We start from the raw sequence: 25,964 nt of genomic DNA, 5'->3' as shown, positions 1-25,964 counted from the left end.
ACGGATGCTCGAACTCGGGCCGCGGGCGCGGCGTGACCGAACTCAGGCTACGGGCGCGGCGTGACCGACTCGGGCCGCGGGCGCGGCGTGACCGAACTCAGGCTACGGGCGCGGCGTGACCGACTCAGGCCGCGGGCGAGGCGTGGCCGAACTCAGGCCGCGGGCGCGGAGCCGCGGACGACCAGTTCGGTGGGGAGGACCAACGGCTCGTCGGGGATCGTTCCGCCCGCGAGCCCGGCCAGCAGCATCCGGGCGGCGGCGCGCCCCATCTCCCGCATCGGCTGACGGACCGTGGTGAGCGGCGGCTCGGTGTGCCGGGCCATGGGGAGGTCGTCGAAGCCGACGACGGCGACGTCGTCGGGGACGCTCAGGCCCGCCTCCCGCAGGGACCGGAGCGCGCCCGCGGCGATCAGGTCGTTGTGCGCGAAGACGCAGTCGAAGCCGCGCCCCGAGGCGAGCGTCCGCTCGACGGCCGCCCGCCCGGTCGCCGCCGTGAACTCGCCCGCGACCACGAGATCGGTGGGCAGGACGTCGAGGAACCCCTCCAGCCTCTCCCGTACGCAGCCGAAGTCCCGGCGGCCGGTGACGACGAGCGGCCTGGAGCGGCCCGAGCCGAGGAGGTGCGCGGCTGCCGAGGCGCCGCCGCGGCGGTTCGTGGTCGCCACGGAGGGGAACTCCGGGCGGTGGCCGCGGTCGTCGACGAGGACGACGGGCAGACCGCGGCGGTGCAGGGCCGTGAGGGTGTCGAGGGTGTTCTCGGGCTCGACGACGAGCAGTCCGTCGAAGGCGCGGGCGGAGACCTGATCGGTGAAGTGGCGCACCGAGTCCGCCCCTCGGTGGCAGGTGTACAGGAGGAGGCCGTACCCGGCGGCCTCGACCGTGTCGGCGACGCCCTGGAGCACCTCGCCCATCCAGGGCCAGGTGAGCGAGGGCGTCAGCATGCCGACCGTACGGCTCGCGCCACGGGCCAGGCCGACGGCGCCCGAGCTGGGCACGTACCCCAGCGAATCGATCACTTCACGAACGCGGGCGGCGGTGGCGGGGTCCACCTCGGCCCCGGTGTTGAGGACCCGGGAGACGGTCGTCTTGCTGACCCTCGCCTCACGTGCGACGTCGGCGATCGTGACACGCATCGGGGGCCTCCGCGTCCGGGCACGACATCGCTGTCGGAACCGCTTCCGGAACCGGTTCCGGCGCCGTGCGCAGAGTCAACAGCCCGAGGGAACTGCCGTCAAGACTTCACGACATCACCGGCCGGAATTCAACTCGAAGCATGGCAAGGGCAGTTGTGTGTTCAGGTTCTGAATGCGCGGAGTCTTGACGGAGCGCCCCCTCCGGCACTTCACTCACGCCTCGGAAACGTCACTCGGTCACTCGGTCATTCGGTTCGCCGACCCCCCCCACCCACACCGCCGAGAAGGGCACCACCATGCTCCGTTCGACGCACAGGACACCGCGCCCCGGCCGACTCGCAGGAGCACTCCTCGCGGGAGCCCTCGCCACGGCCGGCCTCGCGGGACCCGCCGCCGCCCCCGCCCAGGCCGCCGGCGAACAGGTCAACATCTGGCTCACCACCACCGACGACGCGGGCGGCCGCCACGTCACACGCGGCCTCCAGCAGCAGACCCCGCTCACCTTCCAGGACGGGAACGGCGGTGGCGGCACGAACATCACCGTCGACGAGAGCACCCGCTACCAGACCTTCACCGGCGGCGGAGCCTCCTTCACCGACACCGCCGCATGGCTGATGAAGGGCTCGGGCGCCCTCACCCAGGCGACCCGGGACGCGACGATGAAGAAGCTCTTCTCGCCGACCGAGGGCATCGGCCTCTCCTTCGTCCGCAACCCGATGGGCGGCTCGGACCTGGCCCGCTTCGGCTACACCTACGACGACCTGCCGGCCGGTCAGACCGACCCCGCGCTCACGAGGTTCTCGCTCGCGCACGACCTCCAGGACGTCCTGCCCCTCACCCGCCAGGCCAGGCAGCTGAACCCGCAGCTCACCCTGGTCGCCTCGCCCTGGACGGCACCCGCCTGGATGAAGGACGGCGGGCAGCTCAACGGCGGCTGGCTGAAGGCCGAGCACTACGGCACGTACGCCGACTACTTCGTGAAGTACCTCCAGGCCTGGCGAGACCAAGGCGTCCCCGTCGACTACGTCACCGCCCAGAACGAACCGACCTGCTGCTCCGGCTACCCGTCCATGAGCTGGAACGGCTCGGGACTCGCGTACTTCACCAAGAACGAACTGCTGCCCAGGCTCCAGGCCGCCGGACTGCCCACCAAGGTGCTGGCCCACGACTGGAACTGGGACACGTACGACGTCTACGCCGCCCCGACCGTCGACGACGCGGCGGTCCGCAGCCACCCGAACTTCGGCGGAGTCGCCTGGCACGGCTACGGCGGCGACATCGCCAAGCAGACCGAGATCCACCAGCGCTACCCGCAGCTCGACGCCTTCCAGACCGAGCACTCCGGCGGCACCTGGATCGCCAACCAGCAGCGCGAGGACATGCTGAACATCATCGACTACACCCGGAACTGGGCGAAGTCGGTCACCAAGTGGTCCCTCGCGGTCGACCAGAACCGGGGCCCGCACAACGGCGGCTGCGGCACCTGCGACGGCCTGATCACCGTCCACAACGGCGACTCCCGCCACGGCCAGGTCGACTACACCGTCGAGTACTACACGATGGGCCACCTCACCAAGTTCGTGAAGCCCGGAGCCCAGCGGATCGCCTCCACCGCCACCACGGCCGTGCCGAACGTGGCCTGGCGCAACCCCGACGGCTCCAAGGCCCTCCTCGCCTACAACGACTCCGCGAACGCGCAGACGATGACCGTCAACTGGGGCGGACAGCGCTACACGTACTCCCTGCCCGGCAAGACCTCCGCCACCTTCACCTGGGCGGGCAGCCCCTCGGAGGGCCAGGACCGCACCGGCACCCTGCGGGGCCTCGACGGCAAGTGCCTCGACGTGGCCGGCGGCTCCGCAGCGGACGGCACGCCCGTCCAGCTCTGGGGGTGCAACGGCTCCGCCGCACAGCGCTGGACGCTCCGCACGGACGGATCCGTCCAGGCCCTCGGCAAGTGCCTGGACGTCAGCGCAGGAGCGACCTCCGACGGCGCCAAGGTCCAGCTCCACACCTGCAACGGATCGGGCGCGCAGCGCTGGCGCCACGAGTCCACCTCGGCCGACCTGGTGAACGTCCCCGCGGACAAGTGCCTCGACGCCACCGGCAACACCTCGGCCGACGGCACCCGGGCGCAGATCTGGTCCTGCACGGGGGCGGCCAACCAGAAGTGGCGACTGCAGTGAGGCGCCGCCGCCCGCGCCGCCGCCCGCCTCGGCGCTGACGATCACGAAGGGATGAATATGCCGCGATGGCGCCCCACCGGTCACGGCGGGGCGCCACGCTGCTGACGTGCGCAAAGAAGGCAACAGGGTCGTTCCCGCCCAGCGGGGCGCCGCACCGGGCCGCGGTGGCGGCCGGGCCGCGGCACCGCACCGGGCCGCCGGAACACCCGTCCCCCGCGGCATCCGCCGCTACCCGACCGACCCCCTCGGGGCCCGGTTCCGCTACTGGTTCGACACCACGCTGACGCGCGGAACACCCGCACTCGTCGGCTGGCTGGCGCTCGCCTGCCTGGTGCTCGTGGTGCCCGTCAGCTCCCTGCTGGTGTGGACCGACCACCGCACCCCCGCCTCCCTCGGCTCGCGCGTCGCGGCCGTGTGGCGGAACACCGGCCAGACGCTCCGACTGGGCGGCGAGGTCGGCCCGCCACTGCGCGTCGCCCTCTCCGTACTCCTCGCCCTCATCGCGCTGGTCTACGTCTCCACCCTGGTCAGCCTCATCACCACGGGCCTCACCGACAAGCTGATCGCCCTCAACCGGGGGCACTCCACGGTCCTGGAGCGCGGCCACGTCGTCGTACTCGGCTGGTCCGAACAGATCCCGACCGTCGTCACCGAACTCGTCGCCGCCCACACCCACCGGCGCGACAGCGTCATCGCGGTGCTCGCCGACCGCGCCATGGCCGACATGGAGGAGGAGCTGCGGGCCACCGTCGGCGCCACCGGCCGCACCCGGATCATCTGCCGCAGCGGCCGACCGTCCGATCCCGTCGCGCTCGCGCGGGTGAGCCCGGGCACGGCCGACTGCGTCCTCGTCCTGCCCCGCGACAGTGCGCACGAGGACGCCGAGGTCGTGAAGACCCTGCTGGCCCTCTCGGCCACGGTGGGGGAGGACAACCCGGTGCGCGTCGTGGCCGCCGTACGCGACGACCGCTGTCTCACGGCGGCCCGGCTCGCCGGCGGGGCCGGGGCCACGGTCCTGGACATGGACGACATCTCCGCGCGGCTCCTCGCGCAGTGCGCACGCGAACCCGGCCTCTCCCTCGTCCACCAGGAGCTACTGGACTTCGCCGGGCAGGAGTTCCACACGGTGACGGAACCGGGGCTGCCCGGCCGGACCTTCGGGGAGGCGTCGGACGCCTGCCCGGAGGCGAGCGCCGTCGGCATCGTCCGCGGTGACGGCGGCGTGGAGCTCAACCCGCCCGTGGACACGCGGATCCACGTCGGTGACAGCCTGCTCGTGGTCGCCGAGGACGCGGAGACGACCCACCTCACCGACGGGCCCGCGCCGGACGACCGGACGGCGACCGCTCCCGCGCCACCGGTGGGGCCGACTACCGCTCCCGCGCCCCCGGTGCCGCACGGAACGTCGGCAGGCCCGGCAACACCCGCGACCACAAGAGCCCCGGCAGCCCCGCCGGCCGCCCCGCCGGAACGGCTCCTCCTCCTGGGATGGAACCGCAGGGCGCCCCGGATCGCCGACCAGCTGGCGCGCCGTACACCCCCCGGGTCGGAGCTCGACGTCGTCGCCGAGCCGCGCGCCGCGACGGTCACCGGCATCCGGGCCGTCGGCGAAGCGGTCGGACACCGCCTCTCCGTCCTCCACCGCCTCGGCGACCCGACCCTGGCGGAGACGATGGACTCCCTGGACCTCACCCCGTACGACGCCGTGATCGTGCTCGGCCCCGATCGCCGCCAGGGCCACGACGACCCGGACGACCGGACCCTCGTCACCCTCCTCCAGGTGCGGGCGCGGGAGCGGGCGAGCGGACGACGCGTCCCCGTCGTCACCGAGATGACCGACGACCGCAACCGGCTGATCGCCCCCGTGACCCCCGGAGCCGACTTCGTCGTCAGCGGCAGGACGATCGGTCTCCTGATGACCCAGATCTCCCAGAACCCGCACCTGACCGCCGTGTTCGAAGAGCTCTTCGCCGCGGAGGGCAACACCCTCCACCTCCACCCGGCCGACCGGTACGTCATGACGGGACGCGCGACCGCCTTCGCCGACGTGGTCGCGTCGGCGGCCCGCCAGGGGGCGCGGGCCATCGGCTACCGCTCCTACGCCCGTTCCCTGACCGCCCCGCACCACGGGGTACGGCTCAACCCCCCGAAGGCCCACGTCCGGCACTGGCACCCCGACGACGAGGTCGTGGTCATCGCACCGGAGGACTGACCCGGGCGGCGATGGCCCGCGCACAGACCAGGGACTCGGTCCGCGTCGTGTCGACCTCCAGGTCGTAGGACACGCCCCGGTGGACCGTCTCCGCCTGCGACGCGGCCATTCCCTCGGTCCGGTCCCCGCGCGCGACCTCACGGCCCGCGGCGGTCGCGCTGTCGCACCGCACGCCGACCCAGAGCACCGGGAGCTCGCCGAGAGCCGTCCGCCAGCGCTGCTGGGAGGCGGCTCCGCCGAGGAAGACGTCGTCGATGATGATCCGCGCGCCCGCGCGGGCCATCGCCACGATGCCTTCCGTCCAGGCCGCCTCCAGTGTCCGGAAGTCCTCGCCGACACTCACCCCGCCGTCCGCCGCGAAGACGATCCCGCCGTCCGACGCCTGCATCCTGGCGGGCAGGGCGTCGACGAAGGAGTCGCACCCGAAGGCCAGCCACGGATCGGGCAGTACGGCCTGGAGGCACCGAACGATCCCGGACTTCCCCGAGCTGGAACCACCGTTGAGAATGATCATCTGAGTCGCCACCGCGCCACAGTAGGGCGCGATCACCCGGTACGACACACCTTTTCCACGGCGCTCCACCTCGGCGCAGGTCCGGACCCGCCGCCGTCGTCGTACGCCCACCGGCAACCTTTCCCGGGGCGGCGGCGACTACCTCTCCGCCCGCCTTTCCGGGACCGGGCACCCCCACGGAAGGAAGTACGACGTGAGTGAGACCCGTAGCAGGGCGAGGCACCGCAGGCGCAGGACGGCGCTGGTGGCAGGGGTCCCGGCGGCCGTCGCCGCGGCGGGGGTTCTGGCGTACGGCACGGCCTTCGGGGCGTTCGGCGAGGACGCGCGGCCCAGGGCCGCGGCGGCCGCAGCTCCGGCGTGGGCGCGGGCCGTCGCCGACGGCTTCGCGTCGGTCGACGCGCTGGGGCAGAACGGGACGTACGGCGGACGCGACGGCCGGACGGTCACCGTGCGGAACCTCGCCGACCTGGAGAAGTACGCGACGGCGCCCGAGCCGTACGTCATCGTCGTCGCCGGGACGATCACCGTGAACCCCAAGGGCAGGGAGATCAAGGTCGCCTCCGACAAGACGATCGTGGGCTCGGGCACCTCCGGCCACATAGTCGGCGGCGGCTTCTTCCTCGGTCAGGGCGTCCACAACGTCATCATCCGGAACCTCACGATCCGGGACTCGTACGAAGGCGTCTGGAACGACAAGGAGCACGACTTCGACGCGGTCCAGATGGACGGCGCGCACCACGTGTGGATCGACCACAACGACCTGCGGCACATGGCCGACGGCCTGATCGACAGCCGCAAGGACACCACCTACGTCACGGTGTCCTGGAACCGGCTGCGGAACAACAACAAGACCTTCGGCATCGGCTGGACACCCAACGTCACCGCCGACCTGACGATCCACCACAACTGGTTCCACGAGACGGAACAGCGCAACCCGTCCACCGACAACGTGGCCCACGCCCACCTCTACAACAACTACCTCCAGGACGAGACCGGCACGGGTGTGACCTCGGCCTACGGCAACTACGCCCGCGGCGGTACGAGGATGGTGCTGGAGAACAGCTACTTCCAGGGCCTGAACAACCCCGTGATCAAGGACGCCACCGCCGGCCTCGTACAGCGCGGGAACGTCTTCTCCGGCACGAGCGGCCGCAACGAGAGCGGCGGCACGGCCTTCGACCCGAAGACGTACTACGACTACACCCTCGACCCGGCGGTCGCGGTGCCCGCGCTTCTCAAGTCCGGCGCCGGACCCCGCAGTTCCATCGGTACGACGGCCGCGGCCACGACCGGTGCGGCCGCCGCCCCCACGACCCTGACCGTGGCCAAGGACGGCAGCGGTCAGTACACCAGCGTGCAGAAGGCCGTCGACGCCGTACCCGCCGGCAACACCTCCCGGGTCGTGATCCAGGTGAAGCCGGGCGTCTACCGCGAGACCGTCAAGGTGCCGGCGAACAAGCCCCACGTCACCATCCGGGGCACCGGCGCCGGCCGCAAGGACACCGTCCTCGTCGAGGGCCACGCCGCCGGCATGACCAAGCCGGACGGGTCGGGCACGTACGGCACCGGAGGCAGCGCCACCGTCGCCGTCGAGGCCGACGACTTCCAGGCCCACAACCTCACCGTCTCCAACGACTTCGACGAGTCCCGGAACCAGCACGTGAACGGCCACCAGGCGGTGGCCCTGCGCACCGCCGCCGACCGGATCGTCCTCGACGGCGTCATCGTCAGCGGCGACCAGGACACCCTCCTCCTCGACACGGCGGCCCGCGACAGGACGGGCCGGGTCCGGGTCACCAACTCCTACGTCATCGGCAACGTCGACTTCGTCTTCGGCCGGGCGACAGCGGTGATCGACAGGTCCGTCATCACCCTGAAGAAGCGCTGGGACGGCACCTCGGCCGGATACGTCACGGCGCCGAGCACTCCCGCGGGCCGCAAGGGCTTCCTCATCACCCGCTCGACGTTCAACGGCTCCGTCGCCACCGGCAGTTTCTTCCTCGGCCGCCCCTGGCACGCGGGCGGGGACGCCACCCTCGACCCGCAGACCACGGTCCGCGACAGCTCCCTGAGCGGCGCCGTCAGGGCCACCCCCTGGTCGGACATGGGCGGCTTCTCCTGGAAGGGCGACCGCTTCGCCGAGTACCGCAACACCGGACCCGGCGCGGGCACGGCGAGCGGTGACCGCCCGCAGCTGACGGACGCCCAGGCCGCGGACCAGGAGATCGCGGACTGGCTCGGCGACTGGACCCCCGTCGTGGAGTGATCCACCGAACGGCTCGCTTCGCACCGCCCCTCCCGCGCCCTACGCTTCGTCGCGTACGCCCTCGCCGACCACGGAGGAGTCCCGATGATCACCTGGCGCCGACTCGGCGAACCCGACTTCCCCCGGGTGGGGCGGTGGCTGGCGGAGCCGCATGTCGCACGCTGGTGGAACCACGAGACCTCTCCCGAGGCCGTCGCGCGCGACTTCGGCCCCGCCGCCCGGGGCGAGGAGCCGTCGGAGGACCTGCTCGTCATGGTCGACGGCCGACCGATCGGCCTCGTGCAGCGCTGCCAGTTCGCCGACTACCCGGAGTACGTCGCCGAACTGGCGGATGCCGACGTCGAGGTGCCGGACGGGGCGATGAGCATCGACTACCTGATCGGCGATCCCCGGATGGTCGGCCAGGGCCACGGCGCACGGATGATCCGCGCGATCGTCGGGGCGACCTGGACCGACCATCCGGACGCCACGGCGATCGTCGTCCCCGTCCACGCGGCCAACCGGGCGTCCTGGCGGGCGCTGGAGAAGGCCGGACTGCACCGTGTCGCGGAGGCCTCGCTCGAACCCGACAACCCCGTCGACGACAGGGCGCACTACGTCTACCGCGTCGACCGCCCGAGCTGACCGGAGCCCACACCGACCGTGTCGGCAGGGGGCTTCTCAGGAAGGCTGCCGCGCCGCGTCCCCCAGGGCCAGGAGCAGCGTGGTGAGGGCGGGATGGAGGGGTACGCCCTCCCGGACGGCCGCGTGCACCGTCCGCGCCGGGCGGGGGTTCCGTACCCTGCGCAGGGTGATGTCCGTACGGCGGCCGCCCGCGCCGGGGCGCGGACCGAGGCCCGCGCCGACCCGGGGGCCGAGACCGACTCCGAGCCGGGGGACGAGGGTGACTCCGAGACCGGCGGCGACGAACCCCAGCGCGGTCGCGTAGTCCTCGCTCCGCGCCACGAAGCCGGGGCTGAATCCCGCCGCGGCACACGCACCGAGCATCACGTCGAGGCAGGGCCCCTGGGGTTCGCTCCCGATCCACGGCTCGTCCGCGAGATCGGCCAGATCGAGGACGCGCCGCGCGGTCAGCGGGTGCCCCGGCGGCAGCGCGACGAGGTACTCGTCGTCGAGCAGGTGGACGAGGCGGATGCCCGGGATCCTGTCGTCGCGCGGCCGGACCACGATCGCCACGTCCGCGTCGCCCCGTGACACCTCGGACAGCGCGTCCTGGGGATCGAGGAGGGTGAGGTCGAGCCGTACGCCGGGATGCTCGCCGCGGAGCCGCGCCACCGCGGGCGCGACCAGCAGGGGACCGACCGAGCCGAAGTAGCGGATGGCCAGCCGGCCGGTCCGCCCTGCGCGCAGGTCGGCGAGCGCGGCCTCGGCCTCGGCGAGGTTCCGGCTGATGACCGCAGCGTGCCGGGTGAGGAGCAGGCCCGCCGCCGTCGGCCGGACGCCCCGGCCGACCCGTTCGAGCAGGGCGATCCCGGCCTCCTTCTCCAACACCGCCACCTGCTGACTCACCGCGGAGGGCGTGTACCCCAGCTCCGCCGCCGCGGCCGTCACCGATCCGCTGTCGACCACGGCCCGCAGGATCTGCATCCGCCTCACATCAAGCATGTAGCGGACCTTAACAGTGATGAAGGATCGTGTGATTGTGCTGATGAGTCCTCTCGCGGCATCGTGGCTCTCCTCAGCGGATTCTTCAGGGAGGAGCCGGGCGTGAAGAATGCTGCGGGTGGAGCGCGGGCCGGTGTCCGGATGGGCGTACTCGCCCTGCTGTGGGGATCGACCTTCCTCTGGATCGAGCTGGCCCTGCGTGTCCTGTCCCCGGTCCAGGTCACCGTCGCCCGCTGTCTCCTCGGCGCCGGGACCCTCCTCGCCCTGTGTCTCGTCACCGGGCGGGGGCTGCCCCGTGGCCCTGCCGTCTGGGGCCGTGTCCTCGTGGCGGCCTTCTGGTGCAACGCCCTGCCGTTCGCGCTGTTCAGCGTCGGCCAGCAGACGGTCGGCTCCGGACTGGCCGGTGTGCTGAACGCGACGACCCCGCTCTGGTCCCTCCTGCTCGGCCTCGCCATCGGCACGGAGCGGGGCCCGAGCCCGGTACGGATCGGCGGCCTGCTGCTCGGCTTCGTCGGAGTGGTGGTGATCTTCGCCCCCTGGCAGGGAACCGGACGGATCGGCTGGGGCGCCTTCGCGATCGTCGCCGCGGCGGCGAGCTACGCGATCGGCTTCGCCTACATGGGGCGCCATCTCGTCGGTCGCGGTTTCGCGACCCTCTCCCTGTCCTCGGCCCAGCTGCTCGCCGCCGCGGCGCTGACCGGCATCGCCCTGCCGTTCGGCGGTTCGGTCCCGGTCCACATTCCTCTGACCGGCGTCGTCGTGGTGGCCGTCCTGGGGATCTTCGCCACCGGAATCACCTTCCACCTCACGTATCGGATCATCGCCGACGAAGGCGCGACCAACGCCGCCACCGTCGGCTATCTGCTGCCCGTGGTGTCGCTGGTCCTCGGATTCGTCGTCCTCGACGAGCCGTTCAGTCCGCGTGGATTCGTCGGCATGGTGATCGTGCTCGTCGGCGTGGGCATGACGCGCCGCAAGAAGCCGGTGGCCGGGCGGCCGGTCGCCGCCCACGCCGCGTCCTGACCCGGCGCACCCTCCGCGAGGGCCGGGGGACCGGGAGCGTCACGCCCCGGGCGAGCCGGCCCGGACGGGCCCCTCGGGTGTGCCGGCCCGGACGGGCCTGGCCGGTTCGAAGCCGCGGGTCAGCAACCGGACGGCGAGGGTCACCTCCCAGGCGAACACCGGGAGCGCGGCGAGGGTTCCCACGGCGGACAGCTGCGCGTACAGACCGAAGAGCACGGCGACCGCCGAGGCGCAGATGAGCGTGCCACCCGCGAGCCCGAGGAGGGCGATCGGCCTCGGCACCAGCCCGGTTCGGAGCATGACGTACGCCAGGACCAGGGTGTTCGCGCCCAGGAACACGTTGGGGCCGAGCAGGAACGTCCAGTCGTGCACCGCGGCCAGCGCCGTCGCGGCGGCCTCGAAGGCGCCCGTGTCGGTGGCCGGGGAACCCTGCGCGAGGTCCTGACGCAGGGACACCACCGCCAGCAGGCTGACGATGCCGACGGCGATCACCGCCGCTTCGAGCAGACGGCCGCACACGTAGCCGACGGCCAGGGCCTCGTGCCGGCGCCTGATGGTCGGGTACAGAGCGACCCCGGTGCCGATCACGGCGACGATCAGCACCATCTCGCTCAGCGCCCCGGCGAGGACGCGTGCGTCCGGGCCCGAACCGGCCACGTACGCGGCGCCGTCGAGCGCGGGGCGGTACAGGGCGAGCCCTGCTATCGCGGCGACTTCGGTGACCAGGAACAGTGCTCCGGTCACCGCCGCGGTCCTTCTGGCTGCGTCCACGGACTCTCCCCGACTCCTGAGGTGTACGGCGTACACCCACCTTGTGGCGGTCACCCTAGGTGTACGGCGTACACTCGTCAAGGGCGGCAGGTCACCGTCCCCCACGAGGGAACGGGAGCAGGGCAGATGACTCAGCAACGCGGGACCGGCGACCGCGCCCCCCTGAGCAGGCAGCGGGTCCTGCGCGCCGCGGTCGCGCTGGCCGACGAGACGGGGGCCGAGGCGTTCAGCATGCGCCGCCTGGCCCAGGAGCTCGGGGTGGTCCCGATGGCGCTCTACAAGCACGTGGCGAACAAGGAGGAGCTGCTCGACGGCATGGTCGACCTGGTGGTCGGCGACATCGCCCCGCCGGCTCCCGGCGCACCGTGGAAGACGGCCGTACGCGAACAGGTCCTCTCCGCCCGGCGCGTGCTGCTGCACCACCGCTGGGCCGCGCGCGTCATCGAGTCACGCACCGCCCCGACCCCTGCCGTGCTCGGCCATCTCGACTCCGTTATCGGCACCTTCAGGGACGGCGGACTCTCGGCGGACCTCACCCACCACGCGATGCACGCGCTGGGCAGTCGCCTACTGGGCTTCTCCCGCGAACTGTTCACCAACGGCGAGGCCGAACAGGGGCCTGCCGCGCCGGGGTCCGACAAGCCGGACTCCACCGAGCCGGTCTCCATCGCGCATGAGTCCGCCGATCCCGGCCGAGCCGCGCGGATGGCAGAGGCCTATCCGCGTGTCGCGGAGATCGCGGCCGCGGCCGCCCACGACCCGGACTCGGCGGTCGGCGGCGGCTGCGACGACCAGTTCGAGTTCGAGTTCGCCCTCGACCTCCTCCTGGACGGCATCGAGCGCCTCCACGGCCAGGGTTGGACCTCCGCCAGAACCACGCCCTGAGGGCCTCAGCCGTCACAGGCCTCAACCGCCCCAGGCCTCAACCGCCACAGGCCTCCAGCAGGGCCCGGCCGTGCCGCAGCAGACGTTCGTCGTCGGCGCAGCGGTAGCGGACGCGGCCCGTTCCGCCCGTGTTGTTGTGACGGCGCGCGGCGGCGAGCTCCTCGCGGACCAGTGGGACGGCGGAACCGGCCGCAGGGCCCATGCGCGCCCACACGCCCGCGACGTCCGGGCGGTTGTCGGGATGTGCCGACCAGGCGCGCAGCAGCACGGGCAGGGACTCCTCGGTGTCCCGGCCGGCCTGCCACAGGGCCACCGCGAGGGCGCCCTCGACCCAGCCGCCGTTCTCCTCGGGCGAGGCGACGAGCCGACGCAGCACGGGCAGCAGCGTCGCGGCCCCGGTCCCCATGCGGGCGATCAGTCGCAGCGCGTCGTACCGCTGGGGCCAGTGCTCCGCCGCGAGGCCCGAGGACAGCGCGGGAAGCACGGCCTCCGCCCCGCCCCCGACCGCCCAGAGGGCGGCGGCCGCGTCGACGCGGTGGTGCGGCTCGCCGTCCACGGCCAGAGCCCGCAGCTCCGGCAAGGCCTCGCGGGCCGTCCCGCCGAGCCGGGCCAGCGCCCGCAGCGCGGGAACCCGCGCCTGCCGGGCGACGTCCCCGGAAGCCCGCAGGAGGCGCAGGGCGGGCTCCACCGCCTCGGCGGACCCGGTGGCGGCGGCGGCCTTCAGCAGGTGCTCCGTACGACCCGGCCCCCTCCCGGGGGTGATCCGGGCCAGTCGCCCGACCAGGACGGGCACCAGCGCAGCGGCCGCCTCCGGGTCCAACCGCTCGATCCAGTCGCCGAGGTCCTCCGGCACATGACCGAACCGCAGCACCTGGACGAGCCCGGGCACGGACCGCGCGTCCCCCTGCGCGGCGAGCGCGCGGAGCGCCGCCCCGTAGGACGTCTCGTGCCACCGGGCCTGCGGCGGGAACTCCGGGCCGGCCGCCACCCGCTCCGCCAGCGCGCCGGCGGCCGGGCCGCCGATCGCGTACAGCCGCTCCAGCTCCGAGGCCGCCCACCGGACGATGCGGTGGTCGGCCTCCCGGAGCTGCTCGCCCAGGAGTCGTACGGACTCCTCGTACGGGCCCCGCCAGCCCGTCAGCAGCAGCCCGCTCATGTCGATCGCCTCGCGCCGCTGGCCCCAGTCGGGGCTGCGCAACTGGTCCTCGAGGAGCGTGAAACGGTCGCCCACCCGGTCGCCCAGGGCGCGATGGAGCTCCCCGAGCAGCTCCGTCGCCCAGGGAGCCTTCACCGAACCGCGCTGCGACGCTCTGAGCCGGCGCAGGTAAGAGATCATCGTCGGCGTCTCCCACCCGGACGCCGCGCCCGCGGCGTCAGCCGAACCCGCTTCCGCCTCGTCCGCCTCCTCCGCCGCCTCCCGGGCTTCGCGCATCACCTCGACGGCGAGCTCCGCAGACCGCTCCGGCAGCAGCCCGGGCGCACAGCGGGCCAGCTGTACGAGAGCCGACAGCCGCAGCCCCGGGTCACCCGGGCCGTCCCCACGGGTGAGGAGGGCTGCCAGAGCGGTGCCCGACCGCTCGGCGAACTCCGGCTTCCTGATGCCCAGTTCACCGACGGCCGCCGCCAGGGCCCGCAGCGCGCCCCCGTCCCGTTCCACCGCGAGCCGCTCGTGCAGCGCGGCCAGCACCGCGCCCGGATCGTCGTGCAGCTGCACCAGCGCACCCGGCACCGCGCACCGCAGGCCCGCGTCGGGGTCGCCGAGGAGGCCGAGGAGCATCCCGCTGCGTGCCCTGGTGTCGGACTCGGCCCGGGCCAGGGTCGCCGCCCAGGCGGCGTACTCCTCCTCGTCGTCGGACCAGAAGTCCATCTCCTCGGGGTCCCGGCCGTCGCCGTCGATGCTGCGCAACAGCTCGACGATCTCACCCCGTCCCGGCAGCCCGGCCGTCGCGACCAGCTGGAAGAGGAACGGGACACACGCCACGGTGCTGTCGTACACGTCCCCCTGGTGGTGCACCGCGCCGTACATCCCGTCGAGCGCGATCTCCCGCTCGGCCGGGTCCGGCGAGGCGAGCCCCCGCAGGAGCCCCGGCACGTCGGAGGCGTCGCCGTACGCATGACCCATGGACGCCCAGTCGACGTCGTCGATCCCCGTGAACATGATCGCCAGTCTGGCGCACACCACCGACAGGCGATCGATTAGCTCATACGTTCGAATCTATGCCTATGCTGGAACCATGACCGCACGACGACCGGGCCGCCCGGGCCTCCCCGGCTTCCAGGCGTCCCTGTTCGACCAGACCTCCGACATCGGGCCCGGCCCGCTGGACGGCGTCCGGCGGACGCCGCTCGACGGCGGCGCCTGGGTCGACCACCTGCCGGGCTGGCTCCGCGGTGCCGACGCCCTGTTCGAGGAGCTGACCGTGCGCGTGCCGTGGCAGGCCGAGGAGCGCAGGATGTACGACCACGTCGTCGCCGTGCCGCGCCTCCTCGCGTACTACCGCGAGGGCGCCCCCCTCCCGCACCCGGCTCTCGTCGAAGCGCGTGACGCGCTCGGGGCCCACTACGCGGCCGAGCTCGGCGAGCCCTTCGTCACCGCCGGACTCTGCCTCTACCGCGACGGCCGCGACAGCGTCGCCTGGCACGGCGATCGGAGCGGCCGCTCCGCCACGCAGGACACGATGGTCGCCATCCTCTCCCTCGGGCACCCCCGGGACCTCGCCCTCCGCCCCCGCGGCGGCGGGCCCGTCGCCCTCCGACTCCCCCTGGGCCACGGCGACCTGGTCGTGATGGGCGGCTCGTGCCAGCGCACCTGGGAGCACGCGATCCCCAAGACGAGCCGCGCCGTCGGGCCCCGCGTCAGCGTCCAGTTCCGTCCGCGTGGCGTGGGCTGAGCGACGACCGAGTGCCCCTGTCGAGGTCCTCCGGCGGCGCGTGATTCCCCACCTCTTGGAATGGGCATGTCACTGGCGCCCGTGTGTACCGTGCGCACCATGCGCACCGCGCACCGTCGATTCCAGGACAGGGAGTTGGAGTGAGGATCACGCGCCACCTCGTCAAGGGGGCACTCACCCTCGGCAGTTCTCTCGCGTTGCTCGTCGCCCTGCCGGGCAGCGCCTTCGCCGCCCCGCCCCCGGCTCTCCCCGCGAACGCGGACGGACTGGAGCAGACGTTCCAGCCGGCGTACGACTACGACACGGACGGCTGCTACCCCACGCCCGCCATCGGCGCCGACGGCACGATCAACGGCGGGCTCAACCCCTCCGGCGCCCTCAACGGCCAGTGCCGCGACTCATGGGATCTCACCAACACCAACGGCTATGCGCGCTACAAGTGCAACAACGGCTGGTGCGCGATCATCTACGGCCTGTACTTCGAGAAGGACCAGGCCGTGGCCGGCAGCGGACTCGGAGGACACCGCCACGACTGGGAGCACGTCGTGGTGTGGGTCCAGAACAACCAGGCACAGTACGTCTCCACCTCCGCCCACGGAGGCTTCTCCGTGTACGGACGCGACCGGATCCGCTGGGACGGAACCCACCCCAAGATCGTCTATCACAAGGACGGCATCAGCACACACTGCTTCCGCCCCGCGAACTCCAACGACGAGCCGCCCGAGAACCACCAGCACTCCTGGCAGTTCCCGAGCCTGGTCGGCTGGAACGGCTACCCCGCGGGCCTGCGCGACAAGCTCACGCAGGCCGACTTCGGCAGCGCGGTCTTCGGACTCAAGGACGGCAACTTCAACGCCCACCTGGCGAAGGCCAAGCCGTCCGGCATCGCCTTCGACCCCTACGCCTGACGGGAACGACCTACCTCCGTCCTCCGTCCTTCGTCCTTCGTCCTTCGTCTGTCCGCCCCGGTGCCGCGCGACGCCGGGGCGCACAGGCGGCGCCGCCGCCCCCTCCCTCCCTCGTCCCTCACCCCGACAATTCGGTGGTGGCCCGGTCCGCCCCGGGGCGAGGATCGAGGGATGAGCACCTTCCTGGAGACCGAACGGCTCGTGCTGCGCCCGTTCACCGACGCCGACGCCGAGCATCTGTTCGCGCTGGACAGCGATCCCGACGTCATGCGCTTCATCAACGGCGGTCGGCCGACGAGCCGCGAGGCGGTCCGGACGCGGGTCCTGCCCCGGCTCCTCCACGAGCACCCGTGCACGGGGACCCGCGGCTACTGGGCCGCGGAGGAGAAGGCCACCGGAGGGTTCCTGGGCTGGTTCGAGTTCCGGCCCCTGGACGACGGCAGCCCTGCGGTGGTCGAGCTCGGCTACCGACTGAACAGGGCGGCCTGGGGCAGCGGATACGCCACGGAAGGATCACGGGCCCTGATCCGCAAGGGGTTCACGGACCTCGGTGTGGAGCGGGTGACCGCGAACACCATGGCGGTCAACGCGGGATCCCGGCGCGTGATGGAGAAGGCGGGCCTGTCCTTCCTCCGGAGCTTCACCGGTGACTGGCCCGAGGCGATCGAAGGCTCCGAGCACGGTGAGGTCGAGTACGAGCTCACCCGCACCGCGTGGGAGCGACGCCCTTAGAGGTCCTCTCATTTGGCCGGTCGGTAGGCTGCGGGCCGTGGTGGGGATTGTTGAGCGGCTGGTACCGGACGAGTTGTGGGAGCTGTTCCAGCGGGTGGTGCCGGAGGCTCCTTCGCGGCCTCAGGGTGGTGGCCGGCGTCGGCATGGCGACCGGGAGGTGCTGGCCGCGATCGTGTTCGTGGCCACGTCGGGCTGCACGTGGCAGCAGTTGCCATCCGTGTCGTTCGGACCATCGGGAGCGACGGCCACCAGTATTGCCTGCACCCTCATCTGCTACCGCAGACTCGCCTGCTGATGTGGGTGCGCAGAAGCTGAACCGCCAGGTCATGGTCATAGAGAGTGGTCATGTCCAGGGGGGTGACCGTCTGGATCTGCGAGTTCCGGATCCGCACCGAAGGCCAGCAGCACGGCAGTGGTGTGCACAGTCAACGGCCGGCCACTCTGCAGGGTGCTATCCCCTTCGGTATCGATCGCGTGCGTCAGCAGCGTCATGTTGCTGAAGACCTCATCGGGGTCTGACCCGTGGGCGAGCAGGCGGGGTCAGCCTCACGCTGGCCGGGATGACGGACGACTGGTGGTGGGCCGCTCCGGGCGCGGCGGCTGTCGCCACGGCCTTCGCCGCCGTGGGGTACACCCGCAAGATCCTTCACCGGTCCGGGCGCCGGACCCGAGGCCCCGGGCCGGGCTCAGGCGACCGCGCGGAGCGATAGACCGGGATCGTGAGCGGGCCACGCGCCGAGAGCGGAACGGGACGACGGGTCCCGCCCGAACCGCCCCCGGCCGACAGCCGCCGTACCCGTCCCGCCCCTGGTCGTGTCAGCGGACGATGCCGTGGGTCTGGGGGACCGATGCGGGGCGGGCGCGGGAGAGTCTCGCGGCGGTTCCGCGGGCGTTCTCGAAGGCCGCCACCGCGTTGCCGTCCTTCCGCCAGGGCGGGGCGCCGCACCACGGTCCGATCTGGCGGAACTGCTCCAGGGCGCCCGCGTACAGCATCGACCTCAGCATGTGGTGGGCCAGCAGGTGCCGCAGGAGCGGCAGACGCTCGTCGTCCGGCGGGACCTGCTCGAACGAGGCGGCGACCCGCTTGAGCGTGTTCCTGGACAGCGGGGTGACGGGAGCGGTGTCGAAGGAGGACCGCTCGGTGAGTTCGTCGAGCGCGTGCAGGTAGATCCCGGCGAGCGGGCTGCCGGACGGAGCCTTGCGCACCGCCTGGCGCGCGAACCGCAGCATGCGCCGGTCGCTGCCGAACCACTTGGCGCACCAGTACTGGAGGGCCTGCCAGTGTCCCTCGTAGTGGTGCGGCGCGCGGGCGACGAGCCCGTCCCAGAGTGGCCTGAACGCCGCCCGAGGGTACTGTGCACCTCGAGACGCCGTGATCATGACGACCCACGGGCCCGGGTTCGCGGGGTCGAGCAGCGCTGCCTTCCGGGCTTCCTCGATGGCGGCCGGGAGCAGTGCCTTGAAACGCTCCATGTCCGAGGTCATGACCTCGTGGGCGTACCCGCTGCCCCGGATCGCCCACGCGCGGTGGACCATCAGGCTCGCGTTGAGGGTCGCGGCGTCGCAGTCGTCCGGCTCGGCGGTGCGCCAGGCGTCGAGCCAGGCGTCGTCCTCCTCGGCGACGTGCTGGAGGAGAGCGAGCCGGGTCCAGCGCTCGTCCCAGTCCTCGCCCGCTTCGCCGACGTACCGCGCTGCGGTCTTCCAGTTCCCCCGCCGGGCGGCGTCGACGACGGCCTGCCGCTCCTCCTGACGGTGCGTCGCCGGGGGAGGGCCGGGGCGTCGGGAGTCGAGTGCCTCGCGCGGCGGAAGGCCGTGATCGGTGGCGACGAAGTGATCCGCGACCCAGGTGGTGGCGTGTCGGGGGCTGATCAGGAGGCGGTAGAGCCCGACGAGAAGCACTGCGAGCAAGGCTCCGAGGAAGAGTGTCACGGCGGGAGATCATTCCCGACCCGGTCACTCTCCGCAATACTTCAGGCCAACGAAAAGGTGAGGTCAGAGCCGGAGCGGCCAACCGCCCTCCCTGGCCGCCGAGCGCACGGTGACCGTGAGCGAGCGCATCACGCCGCCCGGGCCCCACTCCTCCCACGGCCGAGCGCGATCCTGGCCCCCACTCCACCCTCAGTTCGAGCGCGGTCTCGGCCCCCCTCCTCCCGCGGTCCGCGCGCGGTCTCGGTCCGCGCTCCGGCTGCCCGCCGCCCGCGCTCCCGCCGCCTGCCACCAGGGCGGGCAGCCCGCGTTCGGGCGCGCCTCGCGGACGTCCGGATCATGACGGCTTCAGCGCACCCCTCGGCGCACCAATACAGGTGTGCGATTGTCGGCCGCGCGTGATAGTCACTACACCCACGGGTGGGACGATGATCAACCACCCGTGCGCTACAGCAAGGGGTGGGGATATGGCGTTGCTCCGGGACTTGGGGAACACGCTGGGACGATGGACGGGCAGGCCCGTCGCGCGCGTCGACAAGGACTCCGGCGATCCGGACGCTCGGCGTGTCCGTGAGGCAGCCGAGGCCGGGGACTGGGAGACCGTACGGGACGTGCTCGACGCGCGGCCCGAGAGCGAGGACCGTACGGGCCTTCTGTGGGCCGTCGGTGACGTCGTCGGCACGGAACGGTGGATCGCCGACGTCGTGGCGGCGGAGCCCCAGGCCGCGCTGCCGCGGCTCGTGGCGGCCGTCCGCCACATCAGCTGGGCGTGGGAGGCCAGGACCGGCGCCCGTGCCTCGCACGTGTCCCGCGAGCAGTTCCAGCTCTTCCACGACCGGCTGGCCACGGCCGAGACCTGGCTCTACGAGGTCGCCGAGCGCCAACCCGGCTGGACCTCGCCCTGGTATGCCCTCCAGGTCACGGGCCGGGGACTCCAGGTCGAGCGGGACGTGGCACGGCGTCGCTTCGAGGCGGCCGTCCGCCGCGACCCCCACCACCTGGGCGCGCACCAGCAGCGGTTGCAGCAGGTCTGCGAGAAGTGGGGCGGCTCCCACGAGGAGATGCACGCGTTCGCCCGTGCGTCGGCGTTCGCCGCGCCCGGGGGGACGCTCCTCGGTCAGCTGGTCGCGGTCGCGCACCTGGAGCACTGGCTCGCCCTCGACTCCGGCCCCGACTCCCGCTACATCGGGCGCCCCGAGGTGGTCGCCTCGCTCCGCGAGGCCGCAGACCACTCGATCCGCCACCCGGACTTCGTACGGGGACGCGGCTGGCTCCAGGTCTACAACACCTTCGCCATGGCGTTCTCGCTGGCAGGCGACGTCGCCTCCGCGCGAGAGTGCTTCCGGGCCACGGAGGGGCGGGTCACCGAGTTCCCCTGGAACTACCTCAACGGCTCCGACCCGGCGAAGGCGTTCAAGGAGTACCGCGCCTACACCGGAGGCTGACCGGAGCGGGACCGGCACGGACCTCGGGACTGGCAGGGACCTGTCGGGACCGGGACAGAGGCCGGGTGCGGCGGATGTCAGCCCTCCCACGGCCCGTTGTCCGGAAGCCCGGGGCCCGTCCACGGACCCTCGCCACGCACGCCGTTCGGGTACGACGCTCCCGCGCGGGGCACCGGCCGCGTCCGGATCCACCCACGGGCCGAGTCCAGACCCGAGCACGGGTCGAGTCCGGACCCACGCACGGGGTCGGGACCCACGCACGGGGCGAGTCCGGACCCACGCACGGGGTCGCGACCCACGCACGGGTCGAATCCGGAAACCGGGCACGGTCCGAGTCCGGCCCGTCCCGAGCAACGGTCCCCAGCCGCGTACCAGACGAGGTCCGGATCATCCACGGCCCGAACCCCGAGCCGCGCCCACCCCACCCCTCAAGCCCGCCCCGCCGCTCCACCCGCCCCTCCGACACACCCGATCACGCCCCACCCACTCCCAGGAGCGGGCGGGCACGCACCGAAGGACCGCCCCAGGTGTCCCAGTCCCAGACTCCCGAGACCTCCCCGACCGACCACACCTTCCAAGTGGATCTGCGGGGCCTGGTCGACCTGCTCTCCCACCACCTCTACTCCAGCCCCCGCGTCTATCTGCGCGAGCTGCTGCAGAACGCCGTCGACGCCATCACCGCCCGGCAGGCCCTCACGCCCGGCGCCGCCGGCGCGATCACCGTGCGCACCGGAGAGACGCTGACCATCACGGACACCGGCATCGGCCTGTCCGAGGCCGACGTGCACCGGTTCCTCGCCACCATCGGACGCAGCTCCAAGCGGACCGTCGGCGGCGCTCTCGACGGCGCGGGCCTCGACGCGGCCCGCGGCGAGTTCATCGGCCAGTTCGGCATCGGCCTGCTGGCCTGCTTCGTCGTCGCCGACGAGATCACCGTACTGAGCCGCTCCGCCGCCGACCCGGCCGCGCCCACCGTTGAATGGCGCGGCCACTCCGACGGCCGGTACACCATCCGCACCCTGCCGTCCGCGACGCTCCCCGAGCCCGGCACGACCGTGAAGCTCGTCCCGCGTGCCGACAACGCCGAATGGACCAGCCCCCAGCAGGTCGTCTCCCTCGCCCGGCACTACGGCGGACTCCTGCGCCACGACGTCACCGTCATCGACCCGCGCGGCGAGAGCCACCGGATCAACGCGGCGCCGCCGTGGGAGCAGACGCACCGCTCCCCGCTCGCCAAGCGGGAGGCGTACACCGCGTACTGCCGCGAGCTCTTCGACTTCGCCCCGCTCGACACCATCGAGCTGGACCTGCCGGCCGCCGGACTACGCGGTGTCGCCTACGTCCTGCCGACGGCGGTCAGCCCGGCTCAGCGCGCCGGGCACCGCGTCCACCTCAAGGGCATGCTCCTCACCGACCAGGCTCCCGAACTGCTCCCCGAATGGGCGTTCTTCGTCCGCTGTGTCGTCGACACCACCAGCCTGCGGCCGACCGCCTCTCGCGAGTCGCTGTACGAGGACGGCACGCTGTCCGCCGTACGGGACGCCCTCGGCGACCGGATCCGCGAGTGGCTCACCGGACTCGCGGCCCGTGACCCCGCTCTCCTGCACCGCTTCATCGACACCCACCACCTCGCGGTCAAGGCGCTCGCCCGCCACGACGACGAGCTGCTGCGTATCGTGCTGCCCTGGCTGCCGTTCGAGACCACCGACGGGAACGTCACCCTGGAGGAGTTCGCGCGGACCCACCCCACGCTCCTCGTGACCCGAAGCGTCGAGGAGTTCCGTCAGGTCGCGCCGATCGCCTCGGCCGCCGGACTCGGGGTCGTCAACGGCGGCTACACCTACGACCGCGACCTCGTCCACCGCCTCCCCGAGATCAGGCCCGGCACCACGGTGACCGACCTCGACCCGACCACCGTCACCGCCCACCTCGACGCCGTCGATCCCGGCGCCGAACTGCGGGCCGCCGCCTTCCTCGCGATCGCCCGCGAGACCATCGGCGTCCACGACTGCGACGTCGTCCTGCGCGACTTCCAGCCCGTCACCGCCCCCGCCCTGCTGCTCGACAACCGCGACGCCCGGCACGAACGCACCCGGTCGAGCCTCGCCGCCGACAGCGACGGCCTGTGGGCCGACATCCTCGGCTCCCTCCGCGAGGAGACCCCGCGCGCCCAGCTCGTCCTGAACCACCTCAACCCGCTGGTCCGCCAGGCCCTCACCATCGCCGAACGCGGACTCGCGGTCACCACCGCCGAAGCCCTCTACGGCCAGGCGCTACTGCTCAGCCGACGCCCCCTGCGCGCCAGCGAGAGCGCCCTGCTCAACCGGGCCTTCATCGGCCTGCTCACCCACGCCATGCACCAGCCCGGCGAGACGGCCCCCGGCTCCGAGCCCCGGAAGGAAATGTAGATGCTGGACACCCCCGAGGCCGTCGTCGAGGCGCTCCGCGAGAACCACGAGCGCCCCCACGGACTGGCGCGCACCGTCACCGCCGAGGAACTCGTCGAGACCGCTGAGGCCTTCGAGAAGCCCGATGTGCTCGTCACCGCGCTCCTGGAACTCATGACGGCCTACGAGTTCACCGGCGAGCACCGCAAGTCGCCCGTCGTCTTCGCCCGCATCCTCAAGCTGTGGGACACCACCCCCGAGTCCTTCAGCCCTTACGAGGCCCACCAGGTCTTCTGGCGCTTCAAGTGGGTGACCACCTCGCTCCTCCAGGTGCCCGAGATGCCCCTGGCATCGATCGGCGGCTGGATCGACCAGATGCGCAGCCGGTATGAGGCCGCCGACCACGCCGTGCAGCCCGTGGCGGCCATGCGTTACCACCTCGCGCACCACACCGGCACCGGCGTCGTGGACGCTTACGACCTCTGGGCCACCCGCTCCCGCACCGAACTCAGCGACTGCGAGGCCTGCGAGACCCGGCACCACGCCTGGCACCACCTGGCCGAGGGCGACGACACCGCCGCCCTCGCCGTCTGGCAGCCGGTCCTCGACCGCGAGCAGGGATGCAGCGAGGAACCCCAGATGAGCCAGGCGCGGGCGCTGCTCCCGCTGCTGCGCGCGGGACGCGCCGACGAGGCGCGCTCCCACCACCTCACCGGCTACCGCAAGGTGCGCGGCACCACCGGCATGCAGGCCGAGGTCGGCTACCACCTGGAATTCTGCGCCCACTCCCGCAACGAGGGCCGCGGCCTGGAGATCCTGGCGGAGAACCGCCCCCTCTTCGAGGCGAAGGGCGCCCCGCTCGACCACCTGCACTTCCTCACCGGCACGGAGGTGTTCCTCGCCCGGCTCGTCGATTCCGGACATGACGACACCGCCGTCGCCGGCCCGCCGGGCCGAGCCTGGACCGCCGCCGAACTCCTCACGCACGTGCGCGCCGAGGCCGAACCCCTCGCCGCCGCCTTCGACACCCGCAACGGCACCACGGCCGTCGGCGATCGTCGCCGGGCCCGGCTCGCCCTCGCCCCGCTGCTCGACGAGCCCCTCCCGCTCGGCCTGCGCGCGACCGTGGCCCGCACCGCGTCGGCCGGCGCCGCGCCCGCCACCCCGGCTCCCGCACGGACCGGCATCCCCGACGACTTCGCCACCCTGGTGCGCGAGGCCCGCCGCCTGGCACGTGACGGCCACCCCGGCGACGACAGGCTCTGGACACGCATCGCCGAACGGCTCGCCGACGCCACCGAGGCGTACGACGACACCCTCGGCCCCGAAGACCTCCTGGCCGCGGAACTCGCCGAACACAGAGCGCAGCAGCTCTGGTTCAAGGACCGCCACATCGACGGTACCGCCGAACTCGACACGGCCGTGCGGCACTTCACGCAACTGGACATGCCCTGGCACGCGCTCGCGGCGAAGGCCCGCTCCCGGGCGTGGACGGCAGCCCCGGGCTCCCGCGACGGCGACGCCGACGGGACCGCACCCGACCGCACCTCGATCCGGACCGAGCTCGACGAGATGCTCCGCGAGGCGGACAAGCTGCTCGCCGCGACCCCCTTCGACAGCGAGCCCCTCGGAGAGGCGGAGGCAGCCTTCGGCACCGACCTGCGCGCCGAGCGCATCCTCAGCTATCTCTCCCTCCACTACTCGGTGGCCTTTACCGCCCACCAGGAGCTGTACGCCGCTCTCTCCCGCATGGAGGAGGACCAGGAGGGCCAGGAGGGCCAGGAGGACCAGGAGGGGACGGGCGACGTCGACACCCTCACCGTTCGGTTCGAGCGCAGCGTCGACACCCTCTGCTCCGAGGCGGCCCGCCTCGGCTACTCCCACCAGGCCGCCAACGCCCGCCAGTTCCGCGCCGAGCTGCTGGCCCGCCGCGGCGCCCTGGCCGACGCCGAACAGGAACTCCGCGCAGCGCTCCAGGAGATCGAATCCGCCGACCGGCCCTGGCGCCGGCCGCGCCCGTCCCTCCATCTCGCTCAGCTGCTGCTCGCCCAGGACCGGCCGCAGGAGGCGACGGACCTGCTCCACTCCGCGATCGCGGACGCCGTCGCCCACGACGACCCGACCTTCCCGCTCGGCCCGACGTACCTGCTGCTCGGCCACGCCGCCACGCACCTCGACGACGCCAACGGAGCCGTACGCCACCTCTCCGAGGCCGCGGCCCGCTTCGACCAGGCGGACGACGCCGGAAGCGCCATCGAGGCGCGCCTCCAGCTCGCCGACGTCCTCGCCCGGTCCGGCCGGCAGGCCGACGCGGTCGCCGTCCTCGAGTCCGCCCTCGTCGACGCGCCGCCCACCGTCGACGGACGCATGCTCGCCCAGGGGCGCCTGACCCTCGGCCGCGGCCTGCGCGACCTGGAGGAGTACCTCCCGGCAGCCGAGGAGCTGCTCCGCCTCGCCGACACCGTCGCGGGCTGGCCCGAGGAGGACCGGGGCGGCGTCCTCACCCTGGTGGCGGCCGAGGCGGCGACCACCCTCGCCCTCGCCGAGCGCTGGGAGGCGGCGGACACCGCGTACGAACGCGCCCTCGCCGCCCACGCCGAGGCGCCCAACCCCCCGCTCATCACCCTGATGATGCGGGAGTTCGCCCGCCTCACCCTCCAGACCCGCGACAGCGAGGGCACCGACACGGCGCTGGAGCACCTGGCCCGCGCCGACGCGGTCCTCGCCGCCCTGCCCTCCGGCGAGGAGGACTTCGCCGTCTGGTACGAACGCGGCGAGAACCACTACCGCCGCGCCCGGGTCCTCGCCGAGGCGGACCGCTTCGACGAGGCACTCCCGGAGGCCGAGGCCGCGATCGCCGCGCACGACGAGGGCGGCGAACGGGGCGAACTCCCGCGGGCCGAGGCGGTCCGCATCGCAGCCCTGATCGAGGGCAACGGCCTCGACCGCGCCGCCGAGGCCATCACCCGTCTGACCGCGGCCTCGGCCCGCTGCCACCGGGCGGGCCACCCCGAGGCGGCCGAGGTCCTGGACGCCCTCCGCCAGGACCTCCGCACCCGCTGACCGGCGGGAAGAGGACG

General features: G+C 72.8%; 18 protein-coding genes and 2 pseudogenes. 13 read left to right on the top strand and 7 right to left on the bottom strand.

The genetic code is table 11. From position 1 onward, the window contains the following. Nucleotides 1-152 precede the first annotated feature (152 nt). Nucleotides 153-1,133 (bottom strand): LacI family DNA-binding transcriptional regulator, encoded by a 981-nt coding sequence (locus OG361_RS01365; protein ID WP_405851413.1) that lies wholly within the window; start codon nucleotides 1,131-1,133, stop codon nucleotides 153-155. Between the two features lie 296 nt (nucleotides 1,134-1,429). Here OG361_RS01365 and OG361_RS01360 point away from each other — a divergent pair, with 296 nt between their 5' ends. Both OG361_RS01360 and OG361_RS01355 read left to right on the top strand, forming a co-directional pair. Further along, nucleotides 1,430-3,319, top strand: a complete 1,890-nt coding sequence (locus OG361_RS01360; protein ID WP_405851412.1) for a ricin-type beta-trefoil lectin domain protein — start codon at nucleotides 1,430-1,432, stop codon at nucleotides 3,317-3,319. A 220-nt stretch (nucleotides 3,320-3,539) separates the two neighbouring features. After that, on the top strand, nucleotides 3,540-5,531 hold the full coding sequence (locus OG361_RS01355) for a CASTOR/POLLUX-related putative ion channel (protein WP_405861995.1): 1,992 nt from the start codon (nucleotides 3,540-3,542) through the stop codon (nucleotides 5,529-5,531). Here OG361_RS01355 and cpt read toward each other — a convergent pair. Further along, nucleotides 5,512-6,045, bottom strand: a complete 534-nt coding sequence (cpt, locus tag OG361_RS01350; protein WP_405861993.1) for a chloramphenicol phosphotransferase CPT — start codon at nucleotides 6,043-6,045, stop codon at nucleotides 5,512-5,514. The two genes, OG361_RS01355 and cpt, sit on opposite strands and share 20 nt — an antisense overlap. A 193-nt stretch (nucleotides 6,046-6,238) precedes the next feature. Between cpt and OG361_RS01345 the strand changes: the two genes are divergently transcribed. Continuing rightward, nucleotides 6,239-8,311, top strand: coding sequence for a pectinesterase family protein (locus tag OG361_RS01345; RefSeq protein ID WP_405851410.1), 2,073 nt, complete (start codon nucleotides 6,239-6,241; stop codon nucleotides 8,309-8,311). Nucleotides 8,312-8,395: 84 nt separating this feature from the next. Further along, complete coding sequence (locus OG361_RS01340; RefSeq protein ID WP_405851409.1) at nucleotides 8,396-8,935, top strand: GNAT family N-acetyltransferase; 540 nt, start codon at nucleotides 8,396-8,398, stop codon at nucleotides 8,933-8,935. 36 nt (nucleotides 8,936-8,971) lie between these two features. Here OG361_RS01340 and OG361_RS01335 read toward each other — a convergent pair whose 3' ends face one another. Continuing rightward, a complete protein-coding gene (locus tag OG361_RS01335) occupies nucleotides 8,972-9,916 on the bottom strand; it encodes a LysR family transcriptional regulator (protein ID WP_405851408.1) in 945 nt (314 codons plus the stop codon). 102 nt (nucleotides 9,917-10,018) lie between these two features. Here OG361_RS01335 and OG361_RS01330 point away from each other — a divergent pair, with 102 nt between their 5' ends. Further along, nucleotides 10,019-10,939, top strand: coding sequence for a DMT family transporter (locus OG361_RS01330; RefSeq protein ID WP_405851407.1), 921 nt, complete (start codon nucleotides 10,019-10,021; stop codon nucleotides 10,937-10,939). Between the two features lie 39 nt (nucleotides 10,940-10,978). Here the strand turns inward: OG361_RS01330 and OG361_RS01325 are convergent, their stop codons facing one another. Further along, nucleotides 10,979-11,710, bottom strand: a complete 732-nt coding sequence (locus OG361_RS01325; protein ID WP_405851406.1) for a DUF4386 domain-containing protein — start codon at nucleotides 11,708-11,710, stop codon at nucleotides 10,979-10,981. A 126-nt stretch (nucleotides 11,711-11,836) separates the two neighbouring features. Here OG361_RS01325 and OG361_RS01320 point away from each other — a divergent pair, with 126 nt between their 5' ends. Further along, entirely contained in the window at nucleotides 11,837-12,595 is a 759-nt protein-coding gene (locus OG361_RS01320; protein WP_405851405.1) for a TetR/AcrR family transcriptional regulator C-terminal domain-containing protein, read from the top strand. Nucleotides 12,596-12,632: 37 nt separating this feature from the next. Here the strand turns inward: OG361_RS01320 and OG361_RS01315 are convergent, their stop codons facing one another. Next, complete coding sequence (locus OG361_RS01315; protein ID WP_405851404.1) at nucleotides 12,633-14,753, bottom strand: hypothetical protein; 2,121 nt, start codon at nucleotides 14,751-14,753, stop codon at nucleotides 12,633-12,635. A 76-nt stretch (nucleotides 14,754-14,829) separates the two neighbouring features. On the opposite strand from OG361_RS01315, the gene OG361_RS01310 reads away from it, so the two are divergent. From OG361_RS01310 to OG361_RS01295, 4 genes and pseudogenes are all read left to right on the top strand, one after another. Next, entirely contained in the window at nucleotides 14,830-15,486 is a 657-nt protein-coding gene (locus OG361_RS01310) for an alpha-ketoglutarate-dependent dioxygenase AlkB (RefSeq protein ID WP_405851403.1), read from the top strand. A gap of 146 nt (nucleotides 15,487-15,632) precedes the next feature. After that, nucleotides 15,633-16,394: an NPP1 family protein gene (locus tag OG361_RS01305; protein ID WP_405861991.1), complete on the top strand. Its 762-nt coding sequence runs from the start codon at nucleotides 15,633-15,635 to the stop codon at nucleotides 16,392-16,394. Between the two features lie 171 nt (nucleotides 16,395-16,565). Continuing rightward, on the top strand, nucleotides 16,566-17,126 hold the full coding sequence (locus OG361_RS01300) for a GNAT family N-acetyltransferase (RefSeq protein ID WP_405851401.1): 561 nt from the start codon (nucleotides 16,566-16,568) through the stop codon (nucleotides 17,124-17,126). Nucleotides 17,127-17,163: 37 nt separating this feature from the next. Further along, nucleotides 17,164-17,373, top strand: a pseudogene (locus OG361_RS01295) (transposase); the annotation flags it as partial. 19 nt (nucleotides 17,374-17,392) lie between these two features. Here the strand turns inward: OG361_RS01295 and OG361_RS01290 are convergent. Beyond that, nucleotides 17,393-17,663 (bottom strand): annotated as a pseudogene (locus tag OG361_RS01290) (ankyrin repeat domain-containing protein); the annotation flags it as partial. 279 nt (nucleotides 17,664-17,942) lie between these two features. After that, nucleotides 17,943-19,025, bottom strand: coding sequence for a hypothetical protein (locus tag OG361_RS01285; RefSeq protein WP_405861989.1), 1,083 nt, complete (start codon nucleotides 19,023-19,025; stop codon nucleotides 17,943-17,945). Between the two features lie 494 nt (nucleotides 19,026-19,519). Between OG361_RS01285 and OG361_RS01280 the strand changes: the two genes are divergently transcribed. From OG361_RS01280 to OG361_RS01270, 3 genes are all read left to right on the top strand, one after another. Further along, a complete protein-coding gene (locus tag OG361_RS01280; RefSeq protein ID WP_405851400.1) occupies nucleotides 19,520-20,497 on the top strand; it encodes a hypothetical protein in 978 nt (325 codons plus the stop codon). 527 nt (nucleotides 20,498-21,024) lie between these two features. Further along, nucleotides 21,025-22,905 (top strand): HSP90 family protein, encoded by a 1,881-nt coding sequence (locus tag OG361_RS01275; RefSeq protein WP_405851399.1) that lies wholly within the window; start codon nucleotides 21,025-21,027, stop codon nucleotides 22,903-22,905. Further along, the gene (locus OG361_RS01270) at nucleotides 22,906-25,947 is read left to right on the top strand and encodes a hypothetical protein (RefSeq protein WP_405851398.1); all 3,042 of its coding nucleotides are present in this window, start codon (nucleotides 22,906-22,908) and stop codon (nucleotides 25,945-25,947) included. The last annotated feature ends 17 nt before the right edge of the window (nucleotides 25,948-25,964 follow it).

Origin of the sequence: Streptomyces sp. NBC_00090 (assembly GCF_045160815.1) — a bacterium.
Taxonomy (GTDB): Bacteria; Actinomycetota; Actinomycetes; order Streptomycetales; family Streptomycetaceae; genus Streptomyces.
Note: the sequence above shows the minus strand (reverse complement) of the source record. Positions and strands in the feature narration are given on the sequence as shown.